This is a genomic window from Streptomyces sp. NPDC002886 (assembly GCF_042888445.1).
In the GTDB taxonomy this organism is placed as follows: domain Bacteria; phylum Actinomycetota; class Actinomycetes; order Streptomycetales; family Streptomycetaceae; genus Streptomyces.
This window is the reverse complement of sequence record NZ_JBIAPV010000006.1, coordinates 23,190-46,722: the sequence shown is the minus strand read 5'-3', so window position 1 is coordinate 46,722 and position 23,533 is coordinate 23,190. Positions and strand designations below refer to the sequence as shown.

Here is a 23,533-nt window from a genome sequence, read left to right as displayed (position 1 = left end):
CTGGTGGGTTAGGTGTTGAGCATGCGGATGATGGCGGGGAAGGCGATCAGGGCCATCACCAGGACCGCGAGGAGTGCACCAGGGGCGGTCATCTTCTCGCTGTTGGCGTTGGCTTCGGCCGCCTGATCGGCCAGGAGCTCGGTGCGCAGGTTCTTGGCGCGCGAGCGGAGGGTGGAGTAGACGGAGGCGCCGTCGTCGGAGGACTGCCGCATGATGGCGGCGAGGTCGTCCAGGACGGGCAGGTCGAGTTCGGCGGTGAGGCGGGCCAGCGACTCCCAGTGCGCCACCTTGTCGACGTGGCTGCGGGCCAGCGCCCCCTGGATCCGGAGGAACGCCCACCCTTCACCGACTTGCGCGGCCTGTTCCATGGCCTGTTCGGCGGACACGTTGCCGGCCCGGCGCAGCGCGACGAGATCGAGGTATGCGGCCATCGCGTGGGCGAACTCCGCGCGGGCCCGCTTGGCCTTGTCCCGCAGGGCGAGATCGGGGGCGAACCACAGGACGACCGCGGCCAGGATCCCTACGATCGCCGGCAGATACAGGGGCAGTCCCAGCAACAGAAGCGGCACCGTGGACAGCGGCGGCAGCAGCAGACCGGCCCCGGCGAGCGCCACCTTCATCAGGAGGAACCGGGCCGGGGTGGCTCCGGTCAGCGCGAGGTCCTTGTACGGGATCCGCACGCCGGGTACGTCGGCGAGGCGTTCAAGGAGCCACTGGCCCCACCTCTCGTCCCGGTCCGCGCTCTCGATCTCGGAGCGTGCGGGGGATGGTCGGTTGAGGCGGTCCAGGGCCGGGCCGAGCGCGGGCGCCGGCCGCAGGACTTCACTGACCAGGAGCGCGGTGCCGGCGCCGATGGCGGCGCCCGACATGATCGCGGCGAGGGGCATCATGCCGTCACCTCCACGTTCTCGTGACCGGCCGCGCCCTCAAGGGGGATGGGGGTGACCGCGCTGCGGGGGTCTGCGATCAGGAACCGCGGTACCGGTTTCGTGTCGGCGATCTGCCGCATCAGGGCCAGGACGCCAATGAAGCCGGCGGAGAGGACGCCGAGTACGAGCTGTCCCAGGAGAGTTCCGTAGGGGGCGCTGTAGGAGGGCACGAGGAAGCCGGCTCCGACGACGCCAAGGGTGATGATCGTCATCCACCGCATCGTGGTCCGCGGCTTGGCCCGGTCCGCCTCGATCGCCCGCCGTCGGGCAACCTCCTCGTGAACCGACTCCGCGAGGTCATCCAGGGCCTGCGCGAGGCCGGGGCCTCGGTCGGAGGCCGACAGCACCAACGCCGCGACGACCTTGTCGGCGGTCACATCGTTGAGCGCGTTGCCGAACTGGCGCAGCGCGTCGGCAAGCCGCCAGCCGACCTGGAGCCGGTCCACGAGGTCGCCGACCTCGGCTGCGACATCCTCCGGGCAGCCCTTGCGGGAGATCTGCAGGGCTTCGTCGAGGCCGCGGCCCAGTCGCAGGGTGCCGGCCAGGCGCTGCGTCCAGTCCCCGAGGGCCTCCAGCTTCCCGATCCGTACGGTCGCCGCTTTCGTTGGCGTGAGCAGCCAGGGCACCCCGACCACGCTCAGAAAGATCAGCACCCCCGCAACGAACACCCCGCTCAGCAGCCACACCAGCACGCCGGTAACGGCCCCGAAGGTCAGCCGAGTCCGCCTAGCCATCCGGGCATCACGGCTGGCGGCACCGCGCCCGGCGCGCAGCCGCGCGGCCAGGTCCGGTCCCTTCGGGGCGGTGGTGCCCACGATCCCGTAGGCCAGGCCGACCAGACCGCCCGCGACGGCGAGTCCGGCCAAGACCCACAGCAGCAGTACGGTCACGGCCCGCCCTCCTTGACCAGCAGGGGCAGCGCGGCTGTCCAGGCTCCGCTGGGGTCCATGAGGAGGGAGCCGTCGAAACCGACGCGCCGCAGGTCGGTGATGCAGCGGGGCTGCATGAGCGGGACCGCCCGGTGCTCACCCCACTCCGGGCGCGGCCCGAAGATCGCATTGGTCTCGGGCCGTCCGCCTTCCCCGATGCCGGTGACCTCCAGGACGTGGGAGACGAACCGGTGGCGGTGCCCACTGATCTTCGTCTCGTCGATCGAGGTCACGAATACGATGAAGTGCAGCCCGTTCGCGGCCTGCCGGTACGCGAGCGTCTCGCTCATGTTGGCCTGCGCGAGGAGGTAGAGCTCCGCGATCCGGTCGAAGACCACGGACGGGTGGATGGCGTGCAGGGTGCACAGATTGCCGCCCGCGCCGTTCGTCATTGCCTGGAGCATGGCCACGATCTCAGGGCCGCGGACCTCCCCAACGACGATCCGCGTCAGCGTCATGCGCAGGGCCCGGTACATCAGGTCCATGAGCGTGATCTCACCGGCCGCCTGGCCGGCGACGATCTCACCGTTGGACTCCCGTGCCTCCATCGGCACGACCTGGCGGTGATGCCCGTTCTCATGCGCGAAGAGCTCGTACTCGGTCTCCAGCGTTGCGAACCGCTCGTCCGGGTCGATCTCCTTCAGCAGGGCGCGCAGCAGTGTCGTCTTTCCGGCGGCCTGACCGCCCACGATCATGACGTTCTTCTCCGCACGGACACAGGCCCGCAGGAACTGCTCCAGGGTGCTGTCGAGCATGCCCCGGCCTACGAGGTCGGGGAGGTTGGCGTGACGCATGCTGTGCCGGCGGATCGTCACGTACGTGCCCGGAGTAACGCCCGTGACCGCCTGGAGACGGGACCCGTCCACCAGCCGCAGAGCCAAGAACGGGTCCGCGGTCGACAGGCTCCGCTCACTCTGGCCCGTGGTCCGCCGCGCCAGGTCGTGCAGGAGCTCACGCAGCTCCTCATCGGAGTCGGCCACCGGCGCCACCTGCACACGGCGGCCGTCGGTGAAGTCCAGCCAGGTATCCGCGAAGCCGTTGATGAAGATGTTCTCCACCAGCGCGTTGTCCAAGTGCTGCTGGAGCCGGCCAGCACGGAACTGAAGGTCGAACACGGCCTGCGTGATCGCCGCGTCCTCACCGGGTCCAGTAGCGGTCCCTCGCTTGATCGCCTCGGCGTCCGACCACACCGCCACCTGCTCGTTGATCAGATGCCGGCCCTGCTGCTCCTGCGCCGCCAAGCTCATGCCTGGGCGTGTGCGGAGCAGGTCGCTGAGCCGCTCCCCGACCTCCTTCTTGATCAGGCGCACAGCCGCGTAATCCACCACCGCTCCCCTCACAGGTGCCGAGGAAGTGAGCGACTGTGGGCTCGGAGGCGTACTGCGAGGATCAGCAGGCCCCGCTCCACTCGACGCCTGGCGCGATGGCACAGCGCGGGGGCCGGCCAGGCGGGCGTGCAGCGAACCAGGGGCAAGCTGGGGATCGTTGTGGAGCGGGTTAGCGCGCACCGTTCACCGCCCGGCCACCGCCGGAAGGCGGGGGAGGGGGTGCCAGGCGGGAGCGACGGATCGCCACCATCTCCTGCAGGCGCACTGCAGCCGACCGCGCGGAGCGCATCAGGGGAGCGGCATCGAACCGACGCGGCTGCTCAGCCCCGTCGGAGAGCACTGCAGCCTCCTTCGGCCGCCACGGTAGGACTGCAGTGACCGTCACCTGAAGTTTCTTGCGGACCTCCTCCTTGACGAACGGTCCCTCGTCTAGCAGCAGCAGTCCGATGTCAGCGGCGGCGCCGAGCTGTTCACGCACGGCGGCGAGCCGGACCTCGGCCTGGGTCAGGCTCCGCAGGGTGTTGCGGGCGACGACGACCACGACGTCGGCCTGGCGCGCGAGCACCGCCGAGGCACCCACTGCGCCCCGGCGCCCCAGATCCACAATCACGTCATGCCGGTGCGCTTCGATCCCCGCGAACAACGAGGCGAGCGGCTTCCACACCGGCTCCATCGCGGAGGCGTGCGCCGGATCGTAAAGCCCGGGCAGGACCAGCCGGTCCTGGCTGCCTGCATCGGTTACGTCCACGAGCTGCCGCCAGAACGCCTCCCCCAGCTGACCCTGGCGGGCGGCCAGCGCCAGATTCCGCAACCCGTGCGTGTTGCCCAAGGTTCCCTGGAGGGCGCCAGACAGGACTGCCCCGCCATCGGGATCAGCCTCCACCAAGACAATCCGGTGCCTTTCCGGGAGGGGCCACGCCATGAGCAACGCCATCGCCGTGGTCGTCACTCCCGGAGCACCCAGTCCGCCAACCAGCGCGATGACCGCCATCAGCTGCGCTCCTGCGGAGCCAGGATCAGCGCGACCGAACCGGTAGCCACCCGCGCGGCCAACCCCGGGCCCTGGGCGGCAGGCACCGCAACATCAACCACCACGATCCCGGTGGCCGGCGCGGGCAGCCCCACCGCCACCACCGTCGCCTCCACCGTCTTCGGCACGGCAGGCTCAACCGCCTTGCCGCCGGCCGCTGCGCCCGCGTTGGGGTCCGGAGTCGACACGATGAGCACCCTCTGCCCCGGCGCCAGCCGGCTCGCCGGAAGCTGCGACGGCTTCAGCGCCACCCCCACCAACTGCTCACCCGCCTTGATCAAGGACACCCTGGTGACCTGCTCAGGCGACAGCAACGCCCCCGCCTTCAAGCCGACCGCAGCCCGCTGTCCGACCAGACCCGCTTTCCTCTTGACGGGAACCGCCTTAACGGCCGGATCCAACGCGAGGGATGCGGGCGCGAGGTCGGCGTCGGTGATTGCCGCACCCACCGCAACATCCCGGGCCACCACCAGGACGGGAGTGCGCTGCCCGGACGCGGTGAACAGCAACGCCCCCGACAGGCCGCCGGCAGCGATCAACGCGACGGACAGCGCGATCAGTCCCGGCCTGCGCCGACGCTGGCGCACCAGACGCGGCGCGGCCGCTGGCTGTGCTCCCGGGCCGCTCGGGCCGGGAACGAAGCGGCCCGGCGCGGGCGTGGTGGTGGTGCTCACGTGCTGTGCCTCCAGAAGAGGAAGAAGGGACGAACCGAGTGCTGTGGGGAGCTGCTACTGGCCGACGACTTGCAGCTCGCCGATGCGAACCGAGGTGTGGGAGGTGCTGGTGGTCGTCAAGTCGCCCTGCTGGCTGCCGCCGACCGGGTGCACCGACCACGTCGTCGTTGCGGTCACCGTGTACTCACCGACTCGGGAGTACCCCGCGGTGGCTGCCGGGAGCAGTCGGTGGCGGTCAGCGCGGGTGTCGTGCTGTCGTGCTGTCGTCACGTTGAACTCCCCGGTGGTCCCATCGTGGGGCGGGTGGCTATAAGCTCCCGTCCGCCGATTCATCGCTGATGCAACGTGCTAGTGCCGTCACAGTGCGTTGTGCAGCGCGCCCTATGACGTCAACGACATGGGTCCGATGACGTTCTGGGGCAGAGGCAAGCAGAAAGCCTGCGTGCCCTGAAACGCCTTCACCCGGGCATGAATTGCTCGAAGGGTCGCCGAGTTCCCCCCTTGCCCGGCGGAGCAGCTCAGTCGGTGAAGAGTCTCGGTGGATCCTGGCCGGAACTGGCAGTCATGGCTGGTTCTTTGCTGCTGGTAACCCTCTTTGGAGCTGATCGCCGAGCCTCTCCGCTGGCTTGTCGGCCGTCACGATCAGGGCGGGCTATTCACCACCGGGTGTCTGCGCGTCCGGCCATGTGAATGAGTACTCGCCGTAGGAATCGATCAGCCCGCTCTCGATCTGAGCCACTCGGTAGGCGACTTGGTCGATCAGTTCGGCGTGGTCGTCCTGAGCCTCCCGGTAGTTCGGCCCTTCCATGCAGGGAGGGCCGCGGGGCGGCAGGGGTAGCGGAGTCATCTGGTGGCTCCGAGGTGAGTGACACGTCCGACAAGGTCGGCTGCTGCCTGTAGGGCGACATGCGGCGGGCGTCCGTGATCGCCTTCGCGCGGGGGGAGTGGGGTTAGAACTGGGTCCAGCCGCGAGGGTCGGCGGTACCGGCGAGGGGCGTCCACACCCTGGCCCGGGGACCGTGGGCTTCGAGGTCTTCGAGGACGGCGGCGCCGAGCGGGACATGGGCGGCGAAGCGAGTGACGAGTTCGTGGTCTGCAGTCATCTGTCGCAGGTCCTCGATGCGCCGGGTGAGGGTGGGGCGGGCGGCGCCGGTGAGGATGAACAGGACCCGGGGAAAGCGGGGGTAGAACCGCTGCCAGGCGAGCATGGCTCCCTGGTCGGCGATGTTTCCACGCCGGCCTGCGGGCTGGGGGATGTAGCTGTGGAAGCGGGCGTAGGAGATGAGCTTGCGGGCCAGTCGCTCGCTACTCATCGTCGTGCGGTCGATCTCTACGAAGGCCCGGTACTGCAGGCGGCGAGGGCTGGCGACGGTGTAGTGGAGGACGGCGTCCGCGATGAGCCGGTCTTCCCCGATGGTGTCCGGTAGGCGGTGGGTGACCTCGGGTACCCAGTCCAGGGGCTCGTACTCGTCCCCATGGGCGCGCGCGTCGGCGAGGAAGGTGAGGTGGGCGCGGACACCGGTGAGGGTATGTGCGGCGCGCAGGGAGGCCGCGACGGGGCTGTGGATGGTGGTGGGGGTTCGGCCGCGGAGTTCGGGCCAGTCGGTGACTGTCTGGGCGCCGGCCGGGGTGAGGAAGTAGGCGTGCATCCCGTGTTTCCCGCCCAGGGTGGTGTGCGTGATCAGGCCGTCCTCGCGCAGCGGCGCGAGGACGTTGTGGATCTTCCGGGGTGGGGTGTGGGGGGTGAGCATCTGGTGGAGCTGGGTGCTCGTGAGGAGCCGGTACTGGGAGATCAGGGCTAGGGCCCGCCGTGCGTGGGTGTCGCCGGTGGGGGGCTGGAGCGTGGGAGCTGGGCTCATCGGTACTGGTCCTTTGCGTCGTCGGCCAGGGTGGCGGGTGTGGTGCGCTTCTGGCTGAGGAAGGCGCGGACCTTCGTCTCCTGGGTGAGCGCCTCCTCGGTGAGCTCCGACAGGGGACGGGCGCCGACGTTGCGGTGCGCTGCCTCGTACAGCGCAGCCGTCTCCTTGCGGCGGGCCAGATCGCCGAAGACTTCTTCGAGCTCGGGGCCGCGGATACGCAGGGGCCCGATGCGCTCGCCGGCGACGGTGAACGACGCGTAGTGCCACCACCGGTGGAGGCCGGCGACGTCGCTGGGGGTGACGGTGGCGCCGGGCCACTGGTTGGTGATCTGGGTGATGGCCTCGATGGAGCCTGCCGTGGTGGAGAGGCAGGAGGCGTTCTGCAGCAGGGCGGCGCGCGTGGTGGGGGAGAGCCGGGTCATGAGCTGGGTCATGCCGTGCAGTCGGGCGCCGAACTTGCGCAGCTGCTCGGTGATCTCGGCGAGGACGGTGTCGGATCCCTGGTCGAGGGAAATCAGCTCGTCGAGGTAGAGGCGGAAGGGGCGCCGCTTCTTCTCGGGGAGGTCGCGTCGGGACAGGCCGGCGCGCAGGAAGTCCCTCACGATCAGGGAGATCAGCAGCCGGTCGGTGGGCCCGGTTCCCGGCGGGCAAATCCACAGGACGTGGCCCTCGTCCATGGCGCGACGGATGTCGTATCCGCTGACGGGGCAGCCGAAGAAGGCCCGGATGACGGGGTTCGCGCCCAGGCGCTCCAGGGGGTTGAGGACAGTGGGCAGCGCTTCCTTGGGGAGGTCGGGGAAGATGCTCGTCCACCACTTGCGGCTCTCCTCGTCCAGAACGGCCACTGCCAGACTCCTGAAGGAGGGGTCGGTCAGCAGCGGCCGGATCTGGAACACGGTCGCCTGCCGCTCGGGGACACGGTCAGAAATGGCGGCTGCGTTGACGGCTACGAGCGCTTCGACGGCCTTCGTCATGACGGTGAGAGCGCGCGGTGTGCTCGCGTCGTCCCATCCCAGAGCCGTCGCGAACGCCTCGACCACCGCGGCGGTCACCTCGTGCGGCGGCTGCCCGCGGGTCATGTCGAGGAGGTTCCAGCTGCCCAGCAGGTCGTCGGGGTGGCTCACGGTGAGGTCGAACAGAGCGATCCGCGCCATGATCTCGTCGTGGGCGAGGTAGCGGGCCGCGTCGGCGAGGGAGTCGCCGTGGGGGTCGACGAACCCGAGGCCGCGGCCGTTGTGGGCGCTGGCGACTGCATGGACCAGGGCGCGCATCGTCTTGCCCCAGCCGGCCTTGCCGGACTGGACTTCGAAGAGGGTGTCGTCCTCGTGGGTGGCCAGCAGTCGCTCCCTGCCGTCCGGGCCCCGGTGCCAGCCCTGCGGCAGGAGGTCCTTGCCCCGCTCGAAAGTGGGCATGTCGCTCTCCAGCAGCGGCACCTGCGCCTGGCGGGTGGGCGGCTTGAGGAGCCCGGCGAGCTCCTCGATGTGCGCCCACCCGGACCGGGCCGGCCGCATCAGCCCGCTGGCCCACTGTGCGTCGAAGCGCTCCCGCCAAGGCCACCGGTCGGGCCCGATCCGTACCGGACCCAGTGACCAGCCCTGGGAGGCAAGCCGGGAGGCGCCCGCGTATACGTCCATGGCCGCGCCGATCCGCACCAGGCGTGCCTCCGCGCGTCCGGCCGTGTCGGAGGCGCAGCGCACCAGGATCTGCACCCGCACCAGCCCGGGGGTGTGAGCGAGTTTGCCGAGTACGGTGTCCCGGTCGAGGCGGCGGGGCTGGGGGGACATCACCATCTGGCCGTGGCGGGTCCCGCGCCATTGTGTCGGGTCCAGGAGCCGCCCCAGAGCCACGGATGCGCTGTCGGTGGAGTCCTGGGTGAGCATACGTGCCTCGCGACGGGCTTCACGGCGGGCGTCGTTGCGGGCCTGCTGCATCGTGCGGAGGCGATGGGCAGCCAGCTGCCAGCGGGAGGCGGGGGAGAGGTCGACGCACACCTCGGCCAGATCACCGAGCTCGGCGTTCAGGCCGGCGACGGCATCGATCAAAGGCTGCAGCGGATCCGGGTCCAACGGGACGTCACGCAGGCGCGACCCGGGCTTCCCGTGCAGGGTCAGCACTGCGCGCACCGTGTGCTCGCGGCGCTTGTCGGCTACCGGATTGGCCGGTTTCACCTGAACGTGGTCGCCGTAGGGGGTCTGGGCCAACAGTCCGTGTGCCGAGGCGGGCGCCTTCATCCGGTAGTTGAGGGGTCGGAGGCCGTCTGCGCGGAACCGCAGCCGCAGCGCCCGGGCCCGCCGGGGCGTCCACCATGGTCCGGAGCCGGCGGCACGGATCAGCTGCATCCCTTGGCGCCAGATCTGTTCTGCGCTCGGATCGAACTCGCCGGTGGGCACCAGCTCCACATGCAGATGCCTGGTCAGGGCCTCGGCAGCGAGGCGCCTTTGCAGGAACTCCCAGGCGGCCCAGATGGCGGCCGCGGCCAGCACCAGCCACCAGGCGTTCTCCGCCGCGCAGTCGACGACGGCCTCGAAGGCGGTGAAGGCCTCTGCGGCCGTTCGCAGGAGCCCGGCCGCCTTCACAGGGTGTGGCTCCATGATCCATTTCCGTTCTGGGTGAAGCGGACGGTTGCGGTGCGGCCGTCGAGGAAAGTTCCGGCCGGGTCGGCTCCGGCCCACACCAGCCGCACCACCACCCGCATGGCACTCAGTCCAGCGCCGGTTGGGGCCGGGGTGTCGCGGCGTGCGGTCGCGGCCTGGATCCGCACCTGCGTGTAGCCGTTGGTCTCGGCCAGCCAGGCAGTGCGGGCGAGAGCGAGAACCTGCTGCTCGACCGCAGGAGACAGGTCCGCCGCGCTGGCCTGGTCCAGCGCCTGCTGGATGAGGGGGTCGGCGGCCGGTCCCGAGCCGGGCGGCGGGAGTTCGGCTGGCCCTGACGGCAAGGAGAGGCGAGCGGTGTGGCCGGTGGCGGACGGCGACGAAGTCCGGCCGGGTGTGTGGTCGCGGAGGACGTGCGGTTGGGTGGTGGAGCGCGCCAGCTCAGTCGGCTGGCCTACGGACGAGGAAGCCGGCTTCGGCGCGGGGAGTTCGGCCTGCGAGGAGGGTGCTGGTTGGGGTCGCTGCCCTCCGCTGGCCACCGCCTTGCCTTTGTCGCTGAGTCCGGAGTGGAGGAGGAAGGTTCCGGCCGCGGTGAGGAGGGCGGCGGCTGCGAGGAGCCGGCCTCCTGGCCAACGGGTGCGGGTGCTGTGTGCAGAGGCTGGTGCCCGAGCGGCCATGAAGAGGCCTTTCGCGAAGGGGTTTGGGTCTGTCCCACAAAACGACGGCGTCCTCACCGGTCTGCTCACCGCGGTGACCCTTGTGGCATCACAGGTGAGAAACACTCGCGGCGGGGACTCACCAGGCGCCTCACCAGGAACTCCCCATCGCAGGTCAACGGCGCGAAGACTCGGTGAGCTGGACGGCCGGACGTCGCGTTCCCATTCGGGAACTTCAAAGGGGCCGGGCCCCGCCTGCGTAGTCGGGCATGGCCGTGACCGGGTCGATGCGTACCGGCTTACCGGGCCGGGGCGCGTTGATCATTTTTCCTTCGCCGAGGTAGATGCCGACGTGGTGGATGGTGGAGTCCGCGGTGGGGCTGTAGCCGTAGAAGACGAGGTCGCCGGGCTGCAGGGCCCCAACGCCCGCCGACGCCGGGATGCGCTGGCCCGCGCCGGTTTGCGCGGCCGCGGTACGCGGCAGCTCTATCCCGGCCTTCGCGTAGGCGTACTGGGTCAGGCCCGAGCAGTCGAAGCCGGTGACCGTACGCCCGTCCTGCCCGCCGGGGGAGCAGCAGATCCCGGTGCTCGGGCCGCTGGGGCCGCCGCCGCCCCAGGAGTACGGGATGCCTTGCTGGGCGAGCGCGGCCTGGATGACCGCGGAGGCGCTGCCCGACGGCGGCAAGGTGGGCACGTTGCCGAGGGCGTCGTAGCGGTCGATGCCCGACAGCACGTCGTCGACGTATGCCCAGGACTGGTTGTAGGTGTGCAGGGCGGCGCGCAGCTGCTCGCGGTCGGATAGGTCGCGCCCGTTGCCGCATAGGTAGACGGCCGCGGATGCGGCGGCGTCGTCGGCGTTGTGCGGGCTGGTTGTTCCGTCGCCGTTGCCGTCCTTGCCGTAGCTGCGAAAGGTGGCGGGCAGGAACTGGAAGGGGCCTACGGCTCGTTCGTATGTGGTGTCACCGTCCCATAGGCCGTCGTCGGTATCTGGGATGGCAGTGGTGTTGCCTCCGGCCCCGGAGCCGTCCAGGCGCGGTCCCAGGATGGGCGGCGTGATGTCCCCGACCGCGCCAACTGTGCGGCCGGCGGCGTGGTTGGACTCCACCCGCGCAACACCAGCCAGGATCTGCCAGCGCATGCCCATGCAGTGACTCACGTGTGCGTTGACCTGGGCAGCTCCGGTGAGGTAGGCGGCGAACAAGCGCTCAGGGATTCCGGCCGCGGCTGCGCCCCCGGCCTCGCCCCCCGTCCCCCCGGCGCGGATTCCGGCGGCTGCGGACAACAGGACCGGTCCGGTACAGCACAGGGCCGCCACCATGATCAGCAGGCCAAGGCACCCTAGCTTCCTCCACCGCTTCACTCCGAACCCCCGTCTTGGCGGCGCCGCTCGTTCTCCCGCTCCTGCTCCCGCCGCCGGCGGATCTCTTCCAGAAGGCTCTGTGCCGGCGGTGGTCCGTCCGCTGGGCCGGTTTCCGGCGAGCGGGGGCGACGCCCTGGCGGTGGGGGAGGTGTTCGGCGGCTGAGGGGTCGTTCCTCTTGGGGGAGGATTGGCCCTGGGGCGGGGCGGACAGCCGGCCGAGAAGTCGCTTCCCTGTCGGATCCCGTAGAGGCCCTGGGGCTGCCTCCCTCGATCCCCTCCCCCGCGGAGCCGGATCCCGCCCGGCGCATCGGGGCGGGCGTCGGCGACGTCGGGCCCCCGCCGGATCGATCGCCAGCAAGGGGGTCTGTACGGGGGACCGGGCGTACCGCCGGCCCAGAGGTTACGCGGGTTACCGAAGGGTCCCTGGGGTAGCTGATGCCGCTCGTGTTGTCGTCCGTAGCCGAGGAGGGCGCGGCAGGTCGTTCCCACAGCGCGTCCCCTACGATGCGGCCACCGTTACGGATCCCAGACCCAACCGCCCGCCCGGCCCGCAGAACCGGCCGGCCCACGGGGGCCCAGCCGCCGAGGTCATTGCCAACGTAGCTGCCTGCGACTCGAAGCTGCGTCGCGGCATCCTGGGTGAACTCCGACACCGACCTCCTCGCGTGCCACAGGGTGCGGGGCAGGCCTATGGTCGCTCCGTAGGCGACGCGGGCGGTACCGGCTCCAGCCCGGTAGCTGCGCAGCCGTGATGCACGGGCGTGGATCCGGGATCCGAGCAGGGGCCGGTCGGTTGCGGGGTCGTGCAGGACTTCCCCGGTCTGCTGGTCGACCTGCATTTCTCCCGCCGGGTGCTGGCCGCTGGCGGCCTGGTGGAGGGCTGTGGCCGCAGGGTGGCGGGCGGGCGGGGGACCGACGAGCAGGGCGTGCGCGCCGCGCAGGGCCAGCGCGAGGGGGGCGATGCCACGGCGGCCCTCAGCGAGCGCGTCCCCGACTAGCCGGCCGGGAGCGAACGGCAGGCCGACGGGGTCGGTGAGGGCGGAGAGGCTGCCCAGCGAACGCAGCCGTGCCCCGAACGCGTTGTGCGCGGATGAGGGACCGCCCCCCAAGCCAAAGGCTCCCGCGCCCGGGCGGGGACCGTGGACAGCGAGGGCTGCACCGAACTCGCTCTTGTCGCCGGAGAGGTGGCTGCCGCCGATCTTCGAGAACTGCATCCGGGTGGTCATGCGTTGCCCGAAGCCGGCGGTCGCGGCCAGGATCCGCCGGTGCATGGCCAGGAAAGCGACGGCGAAGGCGTCGACCAGCAGGAGCCGTTCCACGATCTGGTCCGGCCCGGCGTCGTTCAGTAGCGCGTCGACAGCGATCCCGAAAAAGGGAAGGGCCATCGCGGCCATGAAGGAGACGAGCGCGGACACGATGAAGACGCCCAACCACCGCCACAGCACCATCCGGGACGGGCCCGGAAGCATCGCCCACACCCACACGATGGGGCCCGCCGCAGCGGCCGCCGCGTCCGCGCCCTGCGAGCCGAGCATCACCACTGCCATCGATACGACCATGAGGGCGACGACGATGACCGCGATAAGGAGGAAGATCACCGACCACACGCGGTCCCAGCTCGGCGTGATCGCGTACGCGGCGCAGGCCTTGCCGACGGGTCCGGCCTTCTCCAGATCCTTCAGGAGCACGGAAAACGCCTGTTCCCGCGAGCCGTCTCCTAGTTCGCAGTAGTCCTTGGCGATCCCGTCGAATGCGTCGCACGGATTCTTCCCGGGCCGACCGGGGCCTCCAACCCCCCTGCAGTAGTCCTCCGCTGGTCCAATCCCGTCACAAACGTCAGGCTGTGTGGCTGCCTCACAGGATTCCTTGATCGGCCCGAAGACCCCCTCGCACTTCGAGTTGTCGCTACCGTCCTTGCCCTTCCCCCCGCTCCTTCCACCGCTCTTGATCCATTTCGCGTGGGCCCTGTACGCGGCGGCTTCGTCCGGGTTCTTGGGGTCGAGGACGCGGCCGTACTGGAGGAGCATGTAGGGCTTGACGATCAAGGCGTCGGTCAGCGCGTTCTGGATGGGGGTGGACACCGTTTTGGCATCAGCCTCCTCGTTCACACAGGCCTCGTGCGCTGGTCCGACCAGGCTGCTGCAGGGGCGTCCTCCTCGGCCCGGGTCGTCGAAGTACGAACTGGTGGTGATAGACGCGACCTCGATGGCGGCCTGGTGGGTCTGGGCAAGGGGGCCGTCCTTGCCCAAGAGGTAGTCGGGCCGGATGAAGGCGCTGGCGGCGAGTGCGGTGATGACCAGCGTCATCGTGATCTCCCCGAGGCCGGTGCCGACCTTGCCTCGCACGAAAAGGATCAGCCCGAAGACGAAGGCCCAGCTCAGCAGGAGGCCTTGGAGGCCCAGAGCCCCCACGACGTGCTGCTGGTAGGCGTCGGCGAGGCGCTGTGCTGGTCCGGTCAACAACGTCAGGAGCGGGAACTTGAACACGAAGCCGATGAGCCAGCAGGACAGGCCGACCAGCAGGCGCACCAGGGTGAACAGACCGCTCATCACGAGGCGCTGGGTGTGCCCGATCACGTCGATGTCCGGCACACCACCGTTCTCGATCATGCCGACCGCCGGGATGCCCTTGGGCGGGGCCACCACGGCGTCCAACTGGTAGCCGCTAAGGGGTGCCCCTTCACGGGTGAGGATGTCCAAGGGACCCAGCAGACCGGCGCCGGTTGCGGATGCGGTGCCGTCGGCGGCCGCGGCGACCGCGGTGTTCGTGACGAGGAACACCACGGTGAGCAGCACGACGAACCCGGCCGTACGCAGCGTCCCCCGGTCGAGGCGGGCGGTCACAGACGCCGCCCGGCGGTGGACACGAGCCCGATGGCGGCCGCGACGGTGACGGCGGAGAACAACAGCAGGCCGGAACGCGCATCGAATGTGCCCCCACGCAAGGCCGCCTGCTCCGCCACGGCCACCGGCCAGCGGGTGGTCCGCGTGCAGTAGTCGCGGGCCGGACCGAGGATCCGTCCGCAGGGGCCATGTACGGCCTCCGCGGAAATGGCCGCCGGGCCAGAAGTGGCGTTCGTGTGGGTACGGGGCAGGGCCCAGGCGGCGACGGTGCAGGTGAGCAGGAGCAGGGTGACGGCCGTGACGAGCAGCAGCCGCGCTCCGCTTGTTCGGGTCATCGGTTCCCCCGCGAGGCCTCGGGCCGCGTGGTGCGGCCGGGCGTGGTGTAGATGGATTCCTTGATGCGGGGTACCGGGGGCACGACGACCTTGATCCGGCCGACCTGCATGCGTGGATCGCGCAGCAGCATTTCGCCCTCCCGGCCGACCTGCCCGACGGGAGAGAGCGCGGTGGTGACCAGGCGGAGCAAGTCTTTGTCTTCGCCATCCAGGCCCAGGAAGCGCAGGCCTTTGGCTGCGCGGGCGGTGTCGGTGGTGCGGGCCAGGAACCGGTAGGCGATCAGGGCGGAGTCCTTGCCGAGCTCTTCTTCGTCGTGGGCGCCGAGGAAGGCGCCGGCGCCGTGCTTGCGGCCGTCGTGGAGGATCTCGTGGACCAGGGCGGAGCCTTCCGCCGAGGAGGTCAGCCAGTAGGACTCGTCCATTGCGACGAGGCAGAACCGCTCAGGGTCGGTAAAAGCTGCCTGACGGGCGATCGCCGCGATCAGATACAACACGGCTCGTCCGATCAGCGCTTCGAGCGGTTGCTGGCGCAGCACCTCGATGTCGGAGAACGCTTCGCGTGGGGGGAGGGTCAGTCCGGTGGTGGTGACGACCACCAAGTCGGCGCCCAGGTCCCCGTGCAGCGTGACGGGAGGGAGCTCTGGGTCGAACACCATCGCGGCGAGGGGGTTGCCGCGGACGATCCGCAGCAGGTCTGCCATGGTCGCCGCGGCTTCCCCGCGCGCGGTTCCGCCGCCGAGTTCGGCGAGGGAGGCCAGGGCGTCCAGGACCTTGCCCATGGACGGATCCGGGCAGCCGGATACCTCTTCGACTGCGTGGTGGAGGACGGCGCCGCCAGCCGTCATCGCCCCTACCCCCAGCTGCAGAGTCAGGTAGGACAGGGCGTAGTGGGCACCGACGGGCCCGCCGAACACACGGAGCGGGTCGATGGAGATCTGTGCCCGGGCGGCATCGATGACCTGGCAGCGATCACCCATCGCGCCCTGCCCGAACGCCGCCCATTCACGGATCGGTGTCCGGTCGATGACGATCGCCCGCCCGCCCCGGTCCACCACCGTGCCGGCGACGAGCTTCTCCAGGACGCTCTTTCCGCTTCCCAGGTCACCGACGACCGCGCAGGACGCGGACGCGTTGACTTGCGGCGCATCGGCAGGGTTCAGCAGGACGGGGCGGATCGTGCCGCAGTCCAGGTCGTGGCCGATCATCATCCCCGCCGGATCCCCCACCCGCGACAGCGTGAAGGCGCCGCTGGCGGCCCAGTCCTCGGAGAGCTGATGCTGGGTGAACTGACCCAGCTTCGGCGCCCGCACCGCGCCCGGAATCCCGAGAGCGAAAAGTTCCTCCTGCATGCCGTACGGGCGCTCCACGCGGTAGTCGCCGCCAGAAAGGGCCGCCGACAGTTCCCGCGCCCGCGCGTCGCAGGTCGCCGAGTCCGGGCCCCACACGCTGAGCACCGTCACCGACTGCACCTCGACCTCGACCGAGGTCCGGGCCATCCGAGCGTCCTGCTCGGCCAGATCCCCGGCAGCATCCGGAAGCGAGTGAGGCATCCCCGTGGGCTGCGCCCCGTACTGCCCAGCCTGGTCCAGCAGTTCACGCTTTTTGCGCTGGACCTGGGCGCGGGCCTTCCTCGCCGGGACCACCTGCAGGTCCACGGTCACGTCCACGGGGAACGGCATCGCCTCAAGCTGGGCAAGGACATCGGCGTGCTGGACCGACACCGCCGGCGGGAGCTCGGCCAAGACCAGGTGGGCCTGGTAGCCGGTACCGGCCTCGGACTCCACCTGCAGCCAACGCCGCCCCAGCGGCGAAGCCGCTCCGGCCGAACGCCACCACGGCCTCCCAGAGCTCTTGGCCTCCGTGCCGGTCTCCCGCCCGCCTTCGGCCAGCCTGATCCGGCCCAAGTCCGCGTAAGACGGCGAGCGGAGCTGTCCCTCACGGACCTGGCTGCCGTACAGAGGGCTGTACTCGGCATCCGAGAGCAGCGGCTCCTGGTCGAGACCGCGGTGAACGGCGTGCTGAAGCATCCAAACGATCTCCGCCGGCGACGCCGGTCGAAGGCCCAAGCCGCCACCGAGCGAGGTCTGAATCCGGCTGGCCTCCTCGAACGCGGCCTCAACCTCAGCCTCCGCCACCGGCACCGGCGCAAGGTCCAGTGCCGCAGACAGCTCGGCGTACAGGCTGCTCAGAGAAGCCGTAGCGGCACCGCCCTTGCCCGGCAACGGCACGGCGAGCCACAGGGACCGCTCGTGCATCTCCTGCCCAGTGAGTAGATCCACCGTCGCCGCACACGTCTCCGCCCAGGCCGGAAGACGCTGCCAGTCCAGCCCAGAAGTCATCCGCTCGGCGATCTCGCCCGGGTCGATGCGCGCGGCGAGCACGAGCAGACGCGGGTCCATCCCGGGCATCGACCGCACCAACGAAGCAATCCGGTCCAGCAGCTCTTGGTGCTGCTCGGCTGGCAGGTAGCCGCCCGGCAGGGCAGTCACCCGCCACACCGCCCAAACCCGCGAAGACGTCGACCACAGGAGGTGTCCGGCGACATGCCGCAACGGAGTCCGCATCACGCCGTCCTCTCTGCAGTCCCGGCTGCATCAGCAACCAGCCGGGACAGACCCGAGCCCGCAGCCGCACGGGTTCGGGCCGCCGCGGCCACCGCCGTGGCCACCCGCAGAGCAGGCGACAACTCGGGTGCGGGCTCGATGACAAGCAAGCCCCGCAGGTAAGACGGCTGCCTGTCACGGGCAACACGGCCGCCAATACGCCCAGCGGGATGCTGCATCAACAGCGTGACCACCCCAAGCAGCGCAGTGAACGGGTTCTGCCCAGCGATCTGCGCACCGCGCACCGCCCACACCAGTCCTACCCACAGCAGGACCGGGACGGGGCCCGCCCACGACCACCAGGCGTACGTCTTGATGAGCGTGAACGCGCCACCGCCCAGTACGACCAGCTGCGCCGGCGTGTAGGGGCCGAAGGGGACTGTCCAGTCGCCGAGCTTGCCCAGAACCCACGGGTGCCGGCGCGCGCTGGTGTAGACCCGCGCCACCCGCGGCTGCCCCGCCGAGCTCACAGGACCTCTCCGCCCGCCGTGCCGTCGGGGGCAACGACGAGGGTGACCGATCCAGCTCCGATGGCAGGGTGCTTGACCTCGTCGGTGAACATGTTGGAAAGGTCATTGCGGGAGTTGTAGAGGCCCAGCGCGATGATCATCGCGATCAGGGCGCCGATGCCGGCCTTGAGGGAGAAGTTGCGGACGATCGCGACGAGGACCACCACCGTCAGAGCGACCTTCAGGCCCGTGTCGCTCCAGTCGCCCAGCGTCCCCAGCAGGGAGTCGCCCAGTGCGTCGAGCTGGCCCGCCAGCATCACCGAGTTCGGCGGATTCATCGGGCACCGCCCGCGGTGGCCGCAGGGGAGGAGGACGCCGAGCCCGTCAGCGGCGCGGTGACGCCGGCCTCCAGCGCGCTGACTTCCCAGCGTCCGGCCCGGGCGATCACCTCCAGCCGGTAGGCCAGCGGCCACCGCACCCCCGCCCGGTCCTCACCGATCACCCGGACCCGTACCCGCGCCCGAGCCCCGTCCGCCGGTACCGCAGCCCCGACGGCGGACTCGGCGTTCGCGGTTACGTCCTCGATGTCCACCCGTACGTACGGAGCGGCCTTGGGCGCGGACACCTCCAGCCCCGGCGACAAGTACCGCTCCAGCCCCGTCCCCTGACCGCCCAGGTAGGCGCGGACGAATTCGCCCAGCGAGCTCGCCAACGCTCCCGAAGACGGGACGCGGTGGCTGAACCCGGATTCAGCCACCGCCACCACGTCCGGCGCGGCGACCTCCGCAGGGGAACCGCTGATCGTGACCGAGCCCCCGTCCCTCCCGCTGGTCCCGGACACCGCGAAGTACCGCACCAGCGGAGCCTCCGCTACGGGGCTTCCCGGCGCGGCGGGCACGGCCTGGTCGCGGCCACCGAGCGCCGCGACCACTACCGTCCACCCACCTCCGGGCCCCCTCAACGTCCGCACCGCGACCGCACGGCCCGTCGACGCCGGGGTGCCGGCCTCGGAGCCGGGCCGCTTCGGGAGTTCCGTCTGCGGGGCCAGCGCCCGCAGGGCCGCCGCCACGCTGCTGTCAGGAGCAGCGGCGTCGGAACGCAGCCACAGCTCCACGAACATCTCCGCCACCCCGCCCGGTTCGGCCGGGGGCCGGACGCCGTCCGAGACGCGCGCGGTGGGCGCGGCTTGGGCCACCGTCGTCTCCGGCGAGGCCAAGGCGACGGCCAAGGCCAGGGGACCGGCTGCGAGCGCGGTCCAGATCCCGATCCAGGCGAACCGGGGCCCGCGGGAGACCGGGCGGCAGCCCGGGACGGTCTCGGGACGAGCCTGTCGCAGAGCCACAGCCGACGAGGCGAGTGTCCGCCGGGCCGTACGTTCACGGCGTAGTGGAGTGGAACTCATGGTCATGCCTTCCGTGGGAGGGGAGGTGCTCTGCCCCACGAAACGGCGGCGTCCTCACCGGGACGCTCCCCACGACAATCCCTCCGACATCACAGGTGAGCTACAGTCGGAATGGTGACTCACCACGCCCCCCCACCGCAGGTCACAGCCCTACAGGCCCGCTACTCTCCAGGTGACTGGTGACATCACCGGCGAGCCCCTTGGGTTCTCCGTCGACTCACCGGCTCCATTGGACGGACGGACCGGTGACCGGGGCGTCAAAGGGGGTGGTCGGGGTGGGCGGCCCGGCCACGTCGGTGCGCGGACACCGCTTGGGCCGTGGACCGCGACTCCACCGGTCCCTCGCGGTTCCGGGTGAGCCGGGGCGCGGGGATCGAGACGCTGGCGGCATGAGCACGGGCCCCGACCGCGTCCCCATCTCCGGCACACTGTGCGTCCCGTGCCCACGGAATCGGTGAGACGGCGAGGTCGGCTTGCTCTGCTGGTTCAGGTGCGTCCCGCCACGGCGGGAATCGACGGACAACCGTGACCAGGACCTTGGGATGGGGGCTGTCCTCCCGTACGCGAGGGAATCGACGGACCATCACGTCGCTGGAGCTGGCCGTATCCATGCCCACTCTGATGCGGGAATCGACGGCTCGCTTACTTGCTTGCTGAGACCATCGAGACGACGGTCCCGTAAGTACAGAAATTGACGGGGGGCGTACACACATCACCTGATCTACGAGCTCGACGGCCGTCCCGTTCGCGCGGAATCTACGGTTCGAAGGCCAGACTGAGGATCTGACCACTGGGCGTGGCCGTATCCCCCCGCCTAAGGGCCGCGCTCTGTCCCTGGAGTGTGCCCTGCAGCACGATGGCGGAGGCTGTCCGTACCGGCCTGGAGCACCTGGACCACAGCTGTCATCGTGGGTTTATCTCGCAGCTTCACTGCGGTGTGCTGTGCATGGTCACCGCGCGGCGGAGGCCGTGTGGGGTGTGGGCCTGAACGGGTATGGCCATTCAGGTAAGGCCCGGATCCCCCCGCTGCAGGCTGGGGGAATCCGGGCCTTGACCGCTCTGTGGGTTGGTCAGGCCGTTTGGGTATGGCCGTGTACGGCGTGCGGCAGGAAAGCAGTGAACGCGGACTCGGTAAAGGCGAGTGCCGGGCCCGTGGGCCTCTTCGAGTCGCGGATGGCAATGAAGCCGTGGGTGGGCCGGGTGTCGGCGATCTCGACGCACTGTTCGCCGCCGTCGCTGAACGACGACTTGCGCCACGGAGCCTGGGGCAGGTCGGTGGCGTACAGCCTGTTCGTGTTCATGACTTCTCCATGATGGTCTTGATCTTCTCCCGCGAGTCGTTGACGGGGAGTGCTTCGGCCACGATCCGCTCGAATGCGGCTTCGTAGACCTTCACGTCGTCGGTGCCTTCTGCGAAGGTCCCGCCGCGGATGGTCTCCACACTGACCACGGTGGGCCAGGGGTGGGGGAACCGGACGATGTGGAACGGGCCCACCATCCCGGGGTGCGGGTTGGCGAGTATGGGCATCACCTGGATGGTGATGTTGCGCAGCTCGGACATGTCGAGCAGGTGGCGCAGTTGCTCGCGCATCAGCGTGGGCTGGGTCGCTGAGCGGTAGTGCAGTGTCGCCTCGTGGATCACGGCCCACAGGTGGAGGGGGCCGCCGAGCCGGTTGGTGTCGGTGAGGATGGCCTGGCGTTTCTTGCGCATCTCTACAAGGGCGGAGACTTCGTCGCTGTCCCGGGTGATTGCGGTCGCGGTGATGATCTCGCGGGAGTACTGGGGGATCTGGAGGAGGCCGGGGATCAGGCCGGGCAGGTAGATCCGGGTCGACTCCGCATCCTCTTCCAGGCCGATGTAGTCCTTGTAGTTGGTCTCGGGTAGGTCGCCGTAGTTGCTCCACCAGCCGACTTTGTTGGCGTCCCGGGCCAGCTCTTCCATGGCGGTGACCACGGTCTCGTCGGTGACCCCGTACGTCTTCAGCAGCGGCTTGACGTCCTTGATCGGCAGGTGGGCTTTGGCATTCTCGATCCGGTTGATCTTGCTGCCATCCCAGCCGACCGCCTGCGCGGCGCTGTCGTAGGTGTCGAAGCCGGCGTTCTTTCTGAAGGTTCGCAGCGCGCTGCCGAGACGGCGTCTGCGCACGGTCTGCACAAGCGGCGGTGTGGGCACGGGGAGTTGGACCTCTCTGCGGGTTTGCCGGTCGGTGCGGGGGTGGGATCTTCCCCTTCCGGGGTGGAGCGTCCTCGTTCCGGGTCAGTCTGCCCGGCTAGGGGATAGGAAGTCGATCGAACATCCCCACAATCGTTGAGAGTTTGGCTGCAATGGTTGCAGGGATCGTGTCATCGGGTGCATTCTTCCAATGTGACGCCGTAACCATGTGTCATCAGATGATCACGTTAAGGTTAGGTTGTCACTTTCTGTGATCAGCCGGCCCAGAGCATGGCCCGGCAGAACAACCTCGTGACCACGCCCATTGAGGACACGAGGCAGCGTCCCAACACCCGCTCCCGACTTGTCGAGGTCACCCATGAGCCAGAGCGCCACCAATCGCACTCCTTGTAGGCGACGCCCGGCGTCTAACCCGCACTGCCTTACCAAACTCATTGCAGACGTCATGCAGCAGTCCGATACCGCCAGGGCTGGCTGGTGAACGGCGCACCGGCGGAAGACGTGGACGCAGCACCCATCGGCCTCCAGCGCTACAGCGACGGCTACTTGGCCCGCGACAGTGCACCCACCCGTGCCCGACGCGACGTAACCCTCTACCTTCACACCTGGGGCCTTGACCACTTGGTCGACGACGCACAGCTGATCGTGTCCGAGCTCGTCACCAACGCGATCCGGCACACTCGCACCGACCGAGTCGGTGTCTCGGTCACGCGCCACCCGGACTGCGTACGGATCGTCGTTACCGACACCAGCCGCACCATACCCTCGCCCGTCCTCGTGGACCCCGACGCCGAGGTTGGCCGCGGTCTCCATCTCATCGACCAGCTCGCCACCGGCTGGGGCAGCGACCTGCTCGGGACCGGCAAGCGGGTCTGGGCCGAGCTCACCACCAACAAGGGGCCGTCGTAAACGACGGTGACAGGGGCCGAATTACACGGCCCCAGCTGTTTCAGCCCGAGCCGGAAACGCCGACACGCCAGCCCGGACAGCAACGTGATCGCAAGACTCCTGCTGACTTCCTCGATCACCGTCCCGGAGCGAGTAGCCGCCGAAGCACAGCCGTCCTGCGGGCCGGCCAACGACACGGCGGACAGAACCACTTACACCTCCGAAGCTTCAGAACCCGCCACACGCCAGCGGTCCTGCCGCTGTGGCTCCCGCACCCGCCCCGGCTTCTGAAGTCCGGTGGTAGCGCGGCGCCGCCGCGACCCACGCCGTCACCGGTCAGAAGGACCGGCCCCGTACTCCGAGGACTGAACCGCCGGACTGGGCGCCATCCCGACGACATACGCACTCCCGATAGCCCACGGCCCGACGAGACCCGCCCGCTTCCGAACCGCCTTCGGGGCCCGAACGACAGCAGCACCCGAACGCCACCAGAGATCCCCAAGAGAAGGAAGCCCAACGTGTTCATCGACCTTCCTAGCGAACTCGAAGCCGATTTGGTTGGCCACTCCCTCCCGCCCTGGCGACTGGACGGTCCGTTCCTGGCGAAGTCCACCATGGATGAGTACCGGATCGAGCTGACGGCCACTCCGTGGTTCGAGGAAGTCGCCGCGACCCTGCACCACAGCCTGAACGGAGAGAACGGCGGATACGCCGTGCTGCGCCTGGGCAGTCTCGCGAAGGCCTTGGGGGCCGACGACCGGTTTCTACGGCTGGTAACGGCCTTCGCCGCGGAGGTTGCCGTTCCCTTCTCGCCCTTCCCTCGGTGGCCCCTGTGGAAGGACATCGGGGTCAAGGTAGGCAAGGACCCCGGGAAGTCCAGCGGCATTGGGTACAACGCCCTCCACATGGACTTGGTGAACGGGAGCCTGCCCCCGGACTACACCACGCTCCTGTGCGTCCGCCCGGACCCGCTTGGTGGCGGCCCGAGCATCCTCTCCGACCCCCACGCGGCGGTGGCCCGGCTTTCGGAGAACAGCCGCGCGCTCTTGGCCGAGCCGGCCTACCACTACGGGACCTTTTTCGACCTGCACGGCGTCGGCGCGGAGTACAAGCCGTTCCCGGTCCTGGACGGCATTGACCCGGGCGGGTTCGTCCGGTTTACCGCGAAGATGTTGGAGCGGTCCCCGCTCGGCCGCGCGCACGCCGACGCCGCCCGGGAGCTTGCCGATGAGCTCGTCCGCGGGCAGGTCTCCTTCATGCTCCAGCCCGGTGACTACCTCATCGTGAACCAGCGCCGCTTCCTGCACGGCCGGGAGGCGCTCCACATCGGTCAGGAGACCGTTCCGGTTGCCGACCGGCGGCTGCTCCTCCAAGTGTTCTTGCGCGCGGGGGCCGCCTCCGGCCCGGCCGCGTAGGGGGCGAGCACACCGGTGACCTACCGCAGACCGCTACCGTGTCCAGCCCCCACAGAGTGCGGCACGCTC

General features: G+C 69.7%; 20 protein-coding genes. 2 read left to right on the top strand and 18 right to left on the bottom strand.

The annotated features are described in order from the left end of the window. Nucleotides 1-8 precede the first annotated feature (8 nt). The 18 genes from ACFYYB_RS26185 to ACFYYB_RS26100 all read right to left on the bottom strand — a co-directional run bounded on the left by ACFYYB_RS26185 (nt 9) and on the right by ACFYYB_RS26100 (nt 21,134). Nucleotides 9-890: a type II secretion system F family protein gene (locus ACFYYB_RS26185; RefSeq protein WP_389437983.1), complete on the bottom strand. Its 882-nt coding sequence runs from the start codon at nt 888-890 to the stop codon at nt 9-11. After that, entirely contained in the window at nt 887-1,819 is a 933-nt protein-coding gene (locus tag ACFYYB_RS26180; protein WP_389437981.1) for a type II secretion system F family protein, read from the bottom strand. Before ACFYYB_RS26180 ends, ACFYYB_RS26185 begins: the two co-directional genes overlap by 4 nt. Next, the gene (locus tag ACFYYB_RS26175) at nt 1,816-3,366 is read right to left on the bottom strand and encodes a CpaF family protein (RefSeq protein ID WP_389437979.1); all 1,551 of its coding nucleotides are present in this window, start codon (nt 3,364-3,366) and stop codon (nt 1,816-1,818) included. Before ACFYYB_RS26175 ends, ACFYYB_RS26180 begins: the two co-directional genes overlap by 4 nt. Beyond that, nucleotides 3,356-4,177, bottom strand: a complete 822-nt coding sequence (locus tag ACFYYB_RS26170) for a hypothetical protein (RefSeq protein ID WP_389437978.1) — start codon at nt 4,175-4,177, stop codon at nt 3,356-3,358. The genes ACFYYB_RS26175 and ACFYYB_RS26170 overlap by 11 nt, the downstream gene beginning before the upstream one ends. Next, nucleotides 4,177-4,890, bottom strand: a complete 714-nt coding sequence (locus ACFYYB_RS26165; protein ID WP_389437976.1) for an SAF domain-containing protein — start codon at nt 4,888-4,890, stop codon at nt 4,177-4,179. Before ACFYYB_RS26165 ends, ACFYYB_RS26170 begins: the two co-directional genes overlap by 1 nt. A 54-nt stretch (nt 4,891-4,944) precedes the next feature. After that, nucleotides 4,945-5,160 carry a hypothetical protein gene (locus ACFYYB_RS26160; RefSeq protein ID WP_389437974.1) on the bottom strand — a complete coding sequence of 72 codons (216 nt, stop codon included), beginning with the start codon at nt 5,158-5,160 and terminating at the stop codon, nt 4,945-4,947. Nucleotides 5,161-5,840: 680 nt separating this feature from the next. Next, nucleotides 5,841-6,749 carry a replication-relaxation family protein gene (locus tag ACFYYB_RS26155; protein ID WP_389437973.1) on the bottom strand — a complete coding sequence of 303 codons (909 nt, stop codon included), beginning with the start codon at nt 6,747-6,749 and terminating at the stop codon, nt 5,841-5,843. Beyond that, the gene (locus tag ACFYYB_RS26150) at nt 6,746-9,340 is read right to left on the bottom strand and encodes an ATP/GTP-binding protein (protein ID WP_389437972.1); all 2,595 of its coding nucleotides are present in this window, start codon (nt 9,338-9,340) and stop codon (nt 6,746-6,748) included. The genes ACFYYB_RS26155 and ACFYYB_RS26150 overlap by 4 nt, the downstream gene beginning before the upstream one ends. Then, nucleotides 9,322-9,684: a hypothetical protein gene (locus ACFYYB_RS26145; RefSeq protein WP_389437971.1), complete on the bottom strand. Its 363-nt coding sequence runs from the start codon at nt 9,682-9,684 to the stop codon at nt 9,322-9,324. Before ACFYYB_RS26145 ends, ACFYYB_RS26150 begins: the two co-directional genes overlap by 19 nt. A gap of 547 nt (nt 9,685-10,231) precedes the next feature. Then, nucleotides 10,232-11,197, bottom strand: a complete 966-nt coding sequence (locus ACFYYB_RS26140; protein ID WP_389437969.1) for an NlpC/P60 family protein — start codon at nt 11,195-11,197, stop codon at nt 10,232-10,234. A gap of 155 nt (nt 11,198-11,352) precedes the next feature. Next, nucleotides 11,353-14,199 carry a hypothetical protein gene (locus ACFYYB_RS26135; RefSeq protein ID WP_389437968.1) on the bottom strand — a complete coding sequence of 949 codons (2,847 nt, stop codon included), beginning with the start codon at nt 14,197-14,199 and terminating at the stop codon, nt 11,353-11,355. Further along, on the bottom strand, nt 14,196-14,534 hold the full coding sequence (locus tag ACFYYB_RS26130; RefSeq protein WP_389437967.1) for a hypothetical protein: 339 nt from the start codon (nt 14,532-14,534) through the stop codon (nt 14,196-14,198). Before ACFYYB_RS26130 ends, ACFYYB_RS26135 begins: the two co-directional genes overlap by 4 nt. Beyond that, nucleotides 14,531-17,098 (bottom strand): ATP-binding protein, encoded by a 2,568-nt coding sequence (locus ACFYYB_RS26125; RefSeq protein ID WP_389437965.1) that lies wholly within the window; start codon nt 17,096-17,098, stop codon nt 14,531-14,533. The genes ACFYYB_RS26130 and ACFYYB_RS26125 overlap by 4 nt, the downstream gene beginning before the upstream one ends. Next, nucleotides 17,098-17,583 (bottom strand): hypothetical protein, encoded by a 486-nt coding sequence (locus tag ACFYYB_RS26120; RefSeq protein ID WP_389437963.1) that lies wholly within the window; start codon nt 17,581-17,583, stop codon nt 17,098-17,100. Before ACFYYB_RS26120 ends, ACFYYB_RS26125 begins: the two co-directional genes overlap by 1 nt. Nucleotides 17,584-17,603: 20 nt before the next feature. Further along, complete coding sequence (locus ACFYYB_RS26115; RefSeq protein ID WP_389437962.1) at nt 17,604-17,924, bottom strand: hypothetical protein; 321 nt, start codon at nt 17,922-17,924, stop codon at nt 17,604-17,606. Then, complete coding sequence (locus tag ACFYYB_RS26110) at nt 17,921-18,928, bottom strand: conjugal transfer protein (RefSeq protein WP_389437961.1); 1,008 nt, start codon at nt 18,926-18,928, stop codon at nt 17,921-17,923. Before ACFYYB_RS26110 ends, ACFYYB_RS26115 begins: the two co-directional genes overlap by 4 nt. A gap of 1,130 nt (nt 18,929-20,058) precedes the next feature. Further along, on the bottom strand, nt 20,059-20,289 hold the full coding sequence (locus ACFYYB_RS26105; protein ID WP_389437960.1) for a DUF397 domain-containing protein: 231 nt from the start codon (nt 20,287-20,289) through the stop codon (nt 20,059-20,061). Continuing rightward, on the bottom strand, nt 20,286-21,134 hold the full coding sequence (locus ACFYYB_RS26100) for a helix-turn-helix domain-containing protein (RefSeq protein WP_389437958.1): 849 nt from the start codon (nt 21,132-21,134) through the stop codon (nt 20,286-20,288). Before ACFYYB_RS26100 ends, ACFYYB_RS26105 begins: the two co-directional genes overlap by 4 nt. A 528-nt stretch (nt 21,135-21,662) precedes the next feature. On the opposite strand from ACFYYB_RS26100, the gene ACFYYB_RS26095 reads away from it, so the two are divergent. Both ACFYYB_RS26095 and ACFYYB_RS26090 read left to right on the top strand, forming a co-directional pair. Next, nucleotides 21,663-22,070, top strand: coding sequence for an ATP-binding protein (locus ACFYYB_RS26095; protein ID WP_389437957.1), 408 nt, complete (start codon nt 21,663-21,665; stop codon nt 22,068-22,070). A 497-nt stretch (nt 22,071-22,567) separates the two neighbouring features. Continuing rightward, on the top strand, nt 22,568-23,464 hold the full coding sequence (locus ACFYYB_RS26090) for a TauD/TfdA family dioxygenase (protein ID WP_389437956.1): 897 nt from the start codon (nt 22,568-22,570) through the stop codon (nt 23,462-23,464). Nucleotides 23,465-23,533 lie beyond the last annotated feature (69 nt).

Coding starts and splice junctions, on each gene's coding strand:
- ACFYYB_RS26170 (WP_389437978.1), bottom strand. CDS start 4,177: ATGGCGGTCATCGCGCTGGTTGGCGGACTGGGTGCTCCGGGAGTGACG.
- ACFYYB_RS26155 (WP_389437973.1), bottom strand. CDS start 6,749: ATGAGCCCAGCTCCCACGCTCCAGCCCCCCACCGGCGACACCCACGCA.
- ACFYYB_RS26130 (WP_389437967.1), bottom strand. CDS start 14,534: ATGACCCGAACAAGCGGAGCGCGGCTGCTGCTCGTCACGGCCGTCACC.
- ACFYYB_RS26115 (WP_389437962.1), bottom strand. CDS start 17,924: ATGAATCCGCCGAACTCGGTGATGCTGGCGGGCCAGCTCGACGCACTG.
- ACFYYB_RS26185 (WP_389437983.1), bottom strand. CDS start 890: ATGATGCCCCTCGCCGCGATCATGTCGGGCGCCGCCATCGGCGCCGGC.
- ACFYYB_RS26150 (WP_389437972.1), bottom strand. CDS start 9,340: ATGGAGCCACACCCTGTGAAGGCGGCCGGGCTCCTGCGAACGGCCGCA.
- ACFYYB_RS26125 (WP_389437965.1), bottom strand. CDS start 17,098: ATGCGGACTCCGTTGCGGCATGTCGCCGGACACCTCCTGTGGTCGACG.
- ACFYYB_RS26105 (WP_389437960.1), bottom strand. CDS start 20,289: ATGAACACGAACAGGCTGTACGCCACCGACCTGCCCCAGGCTCCGTGG.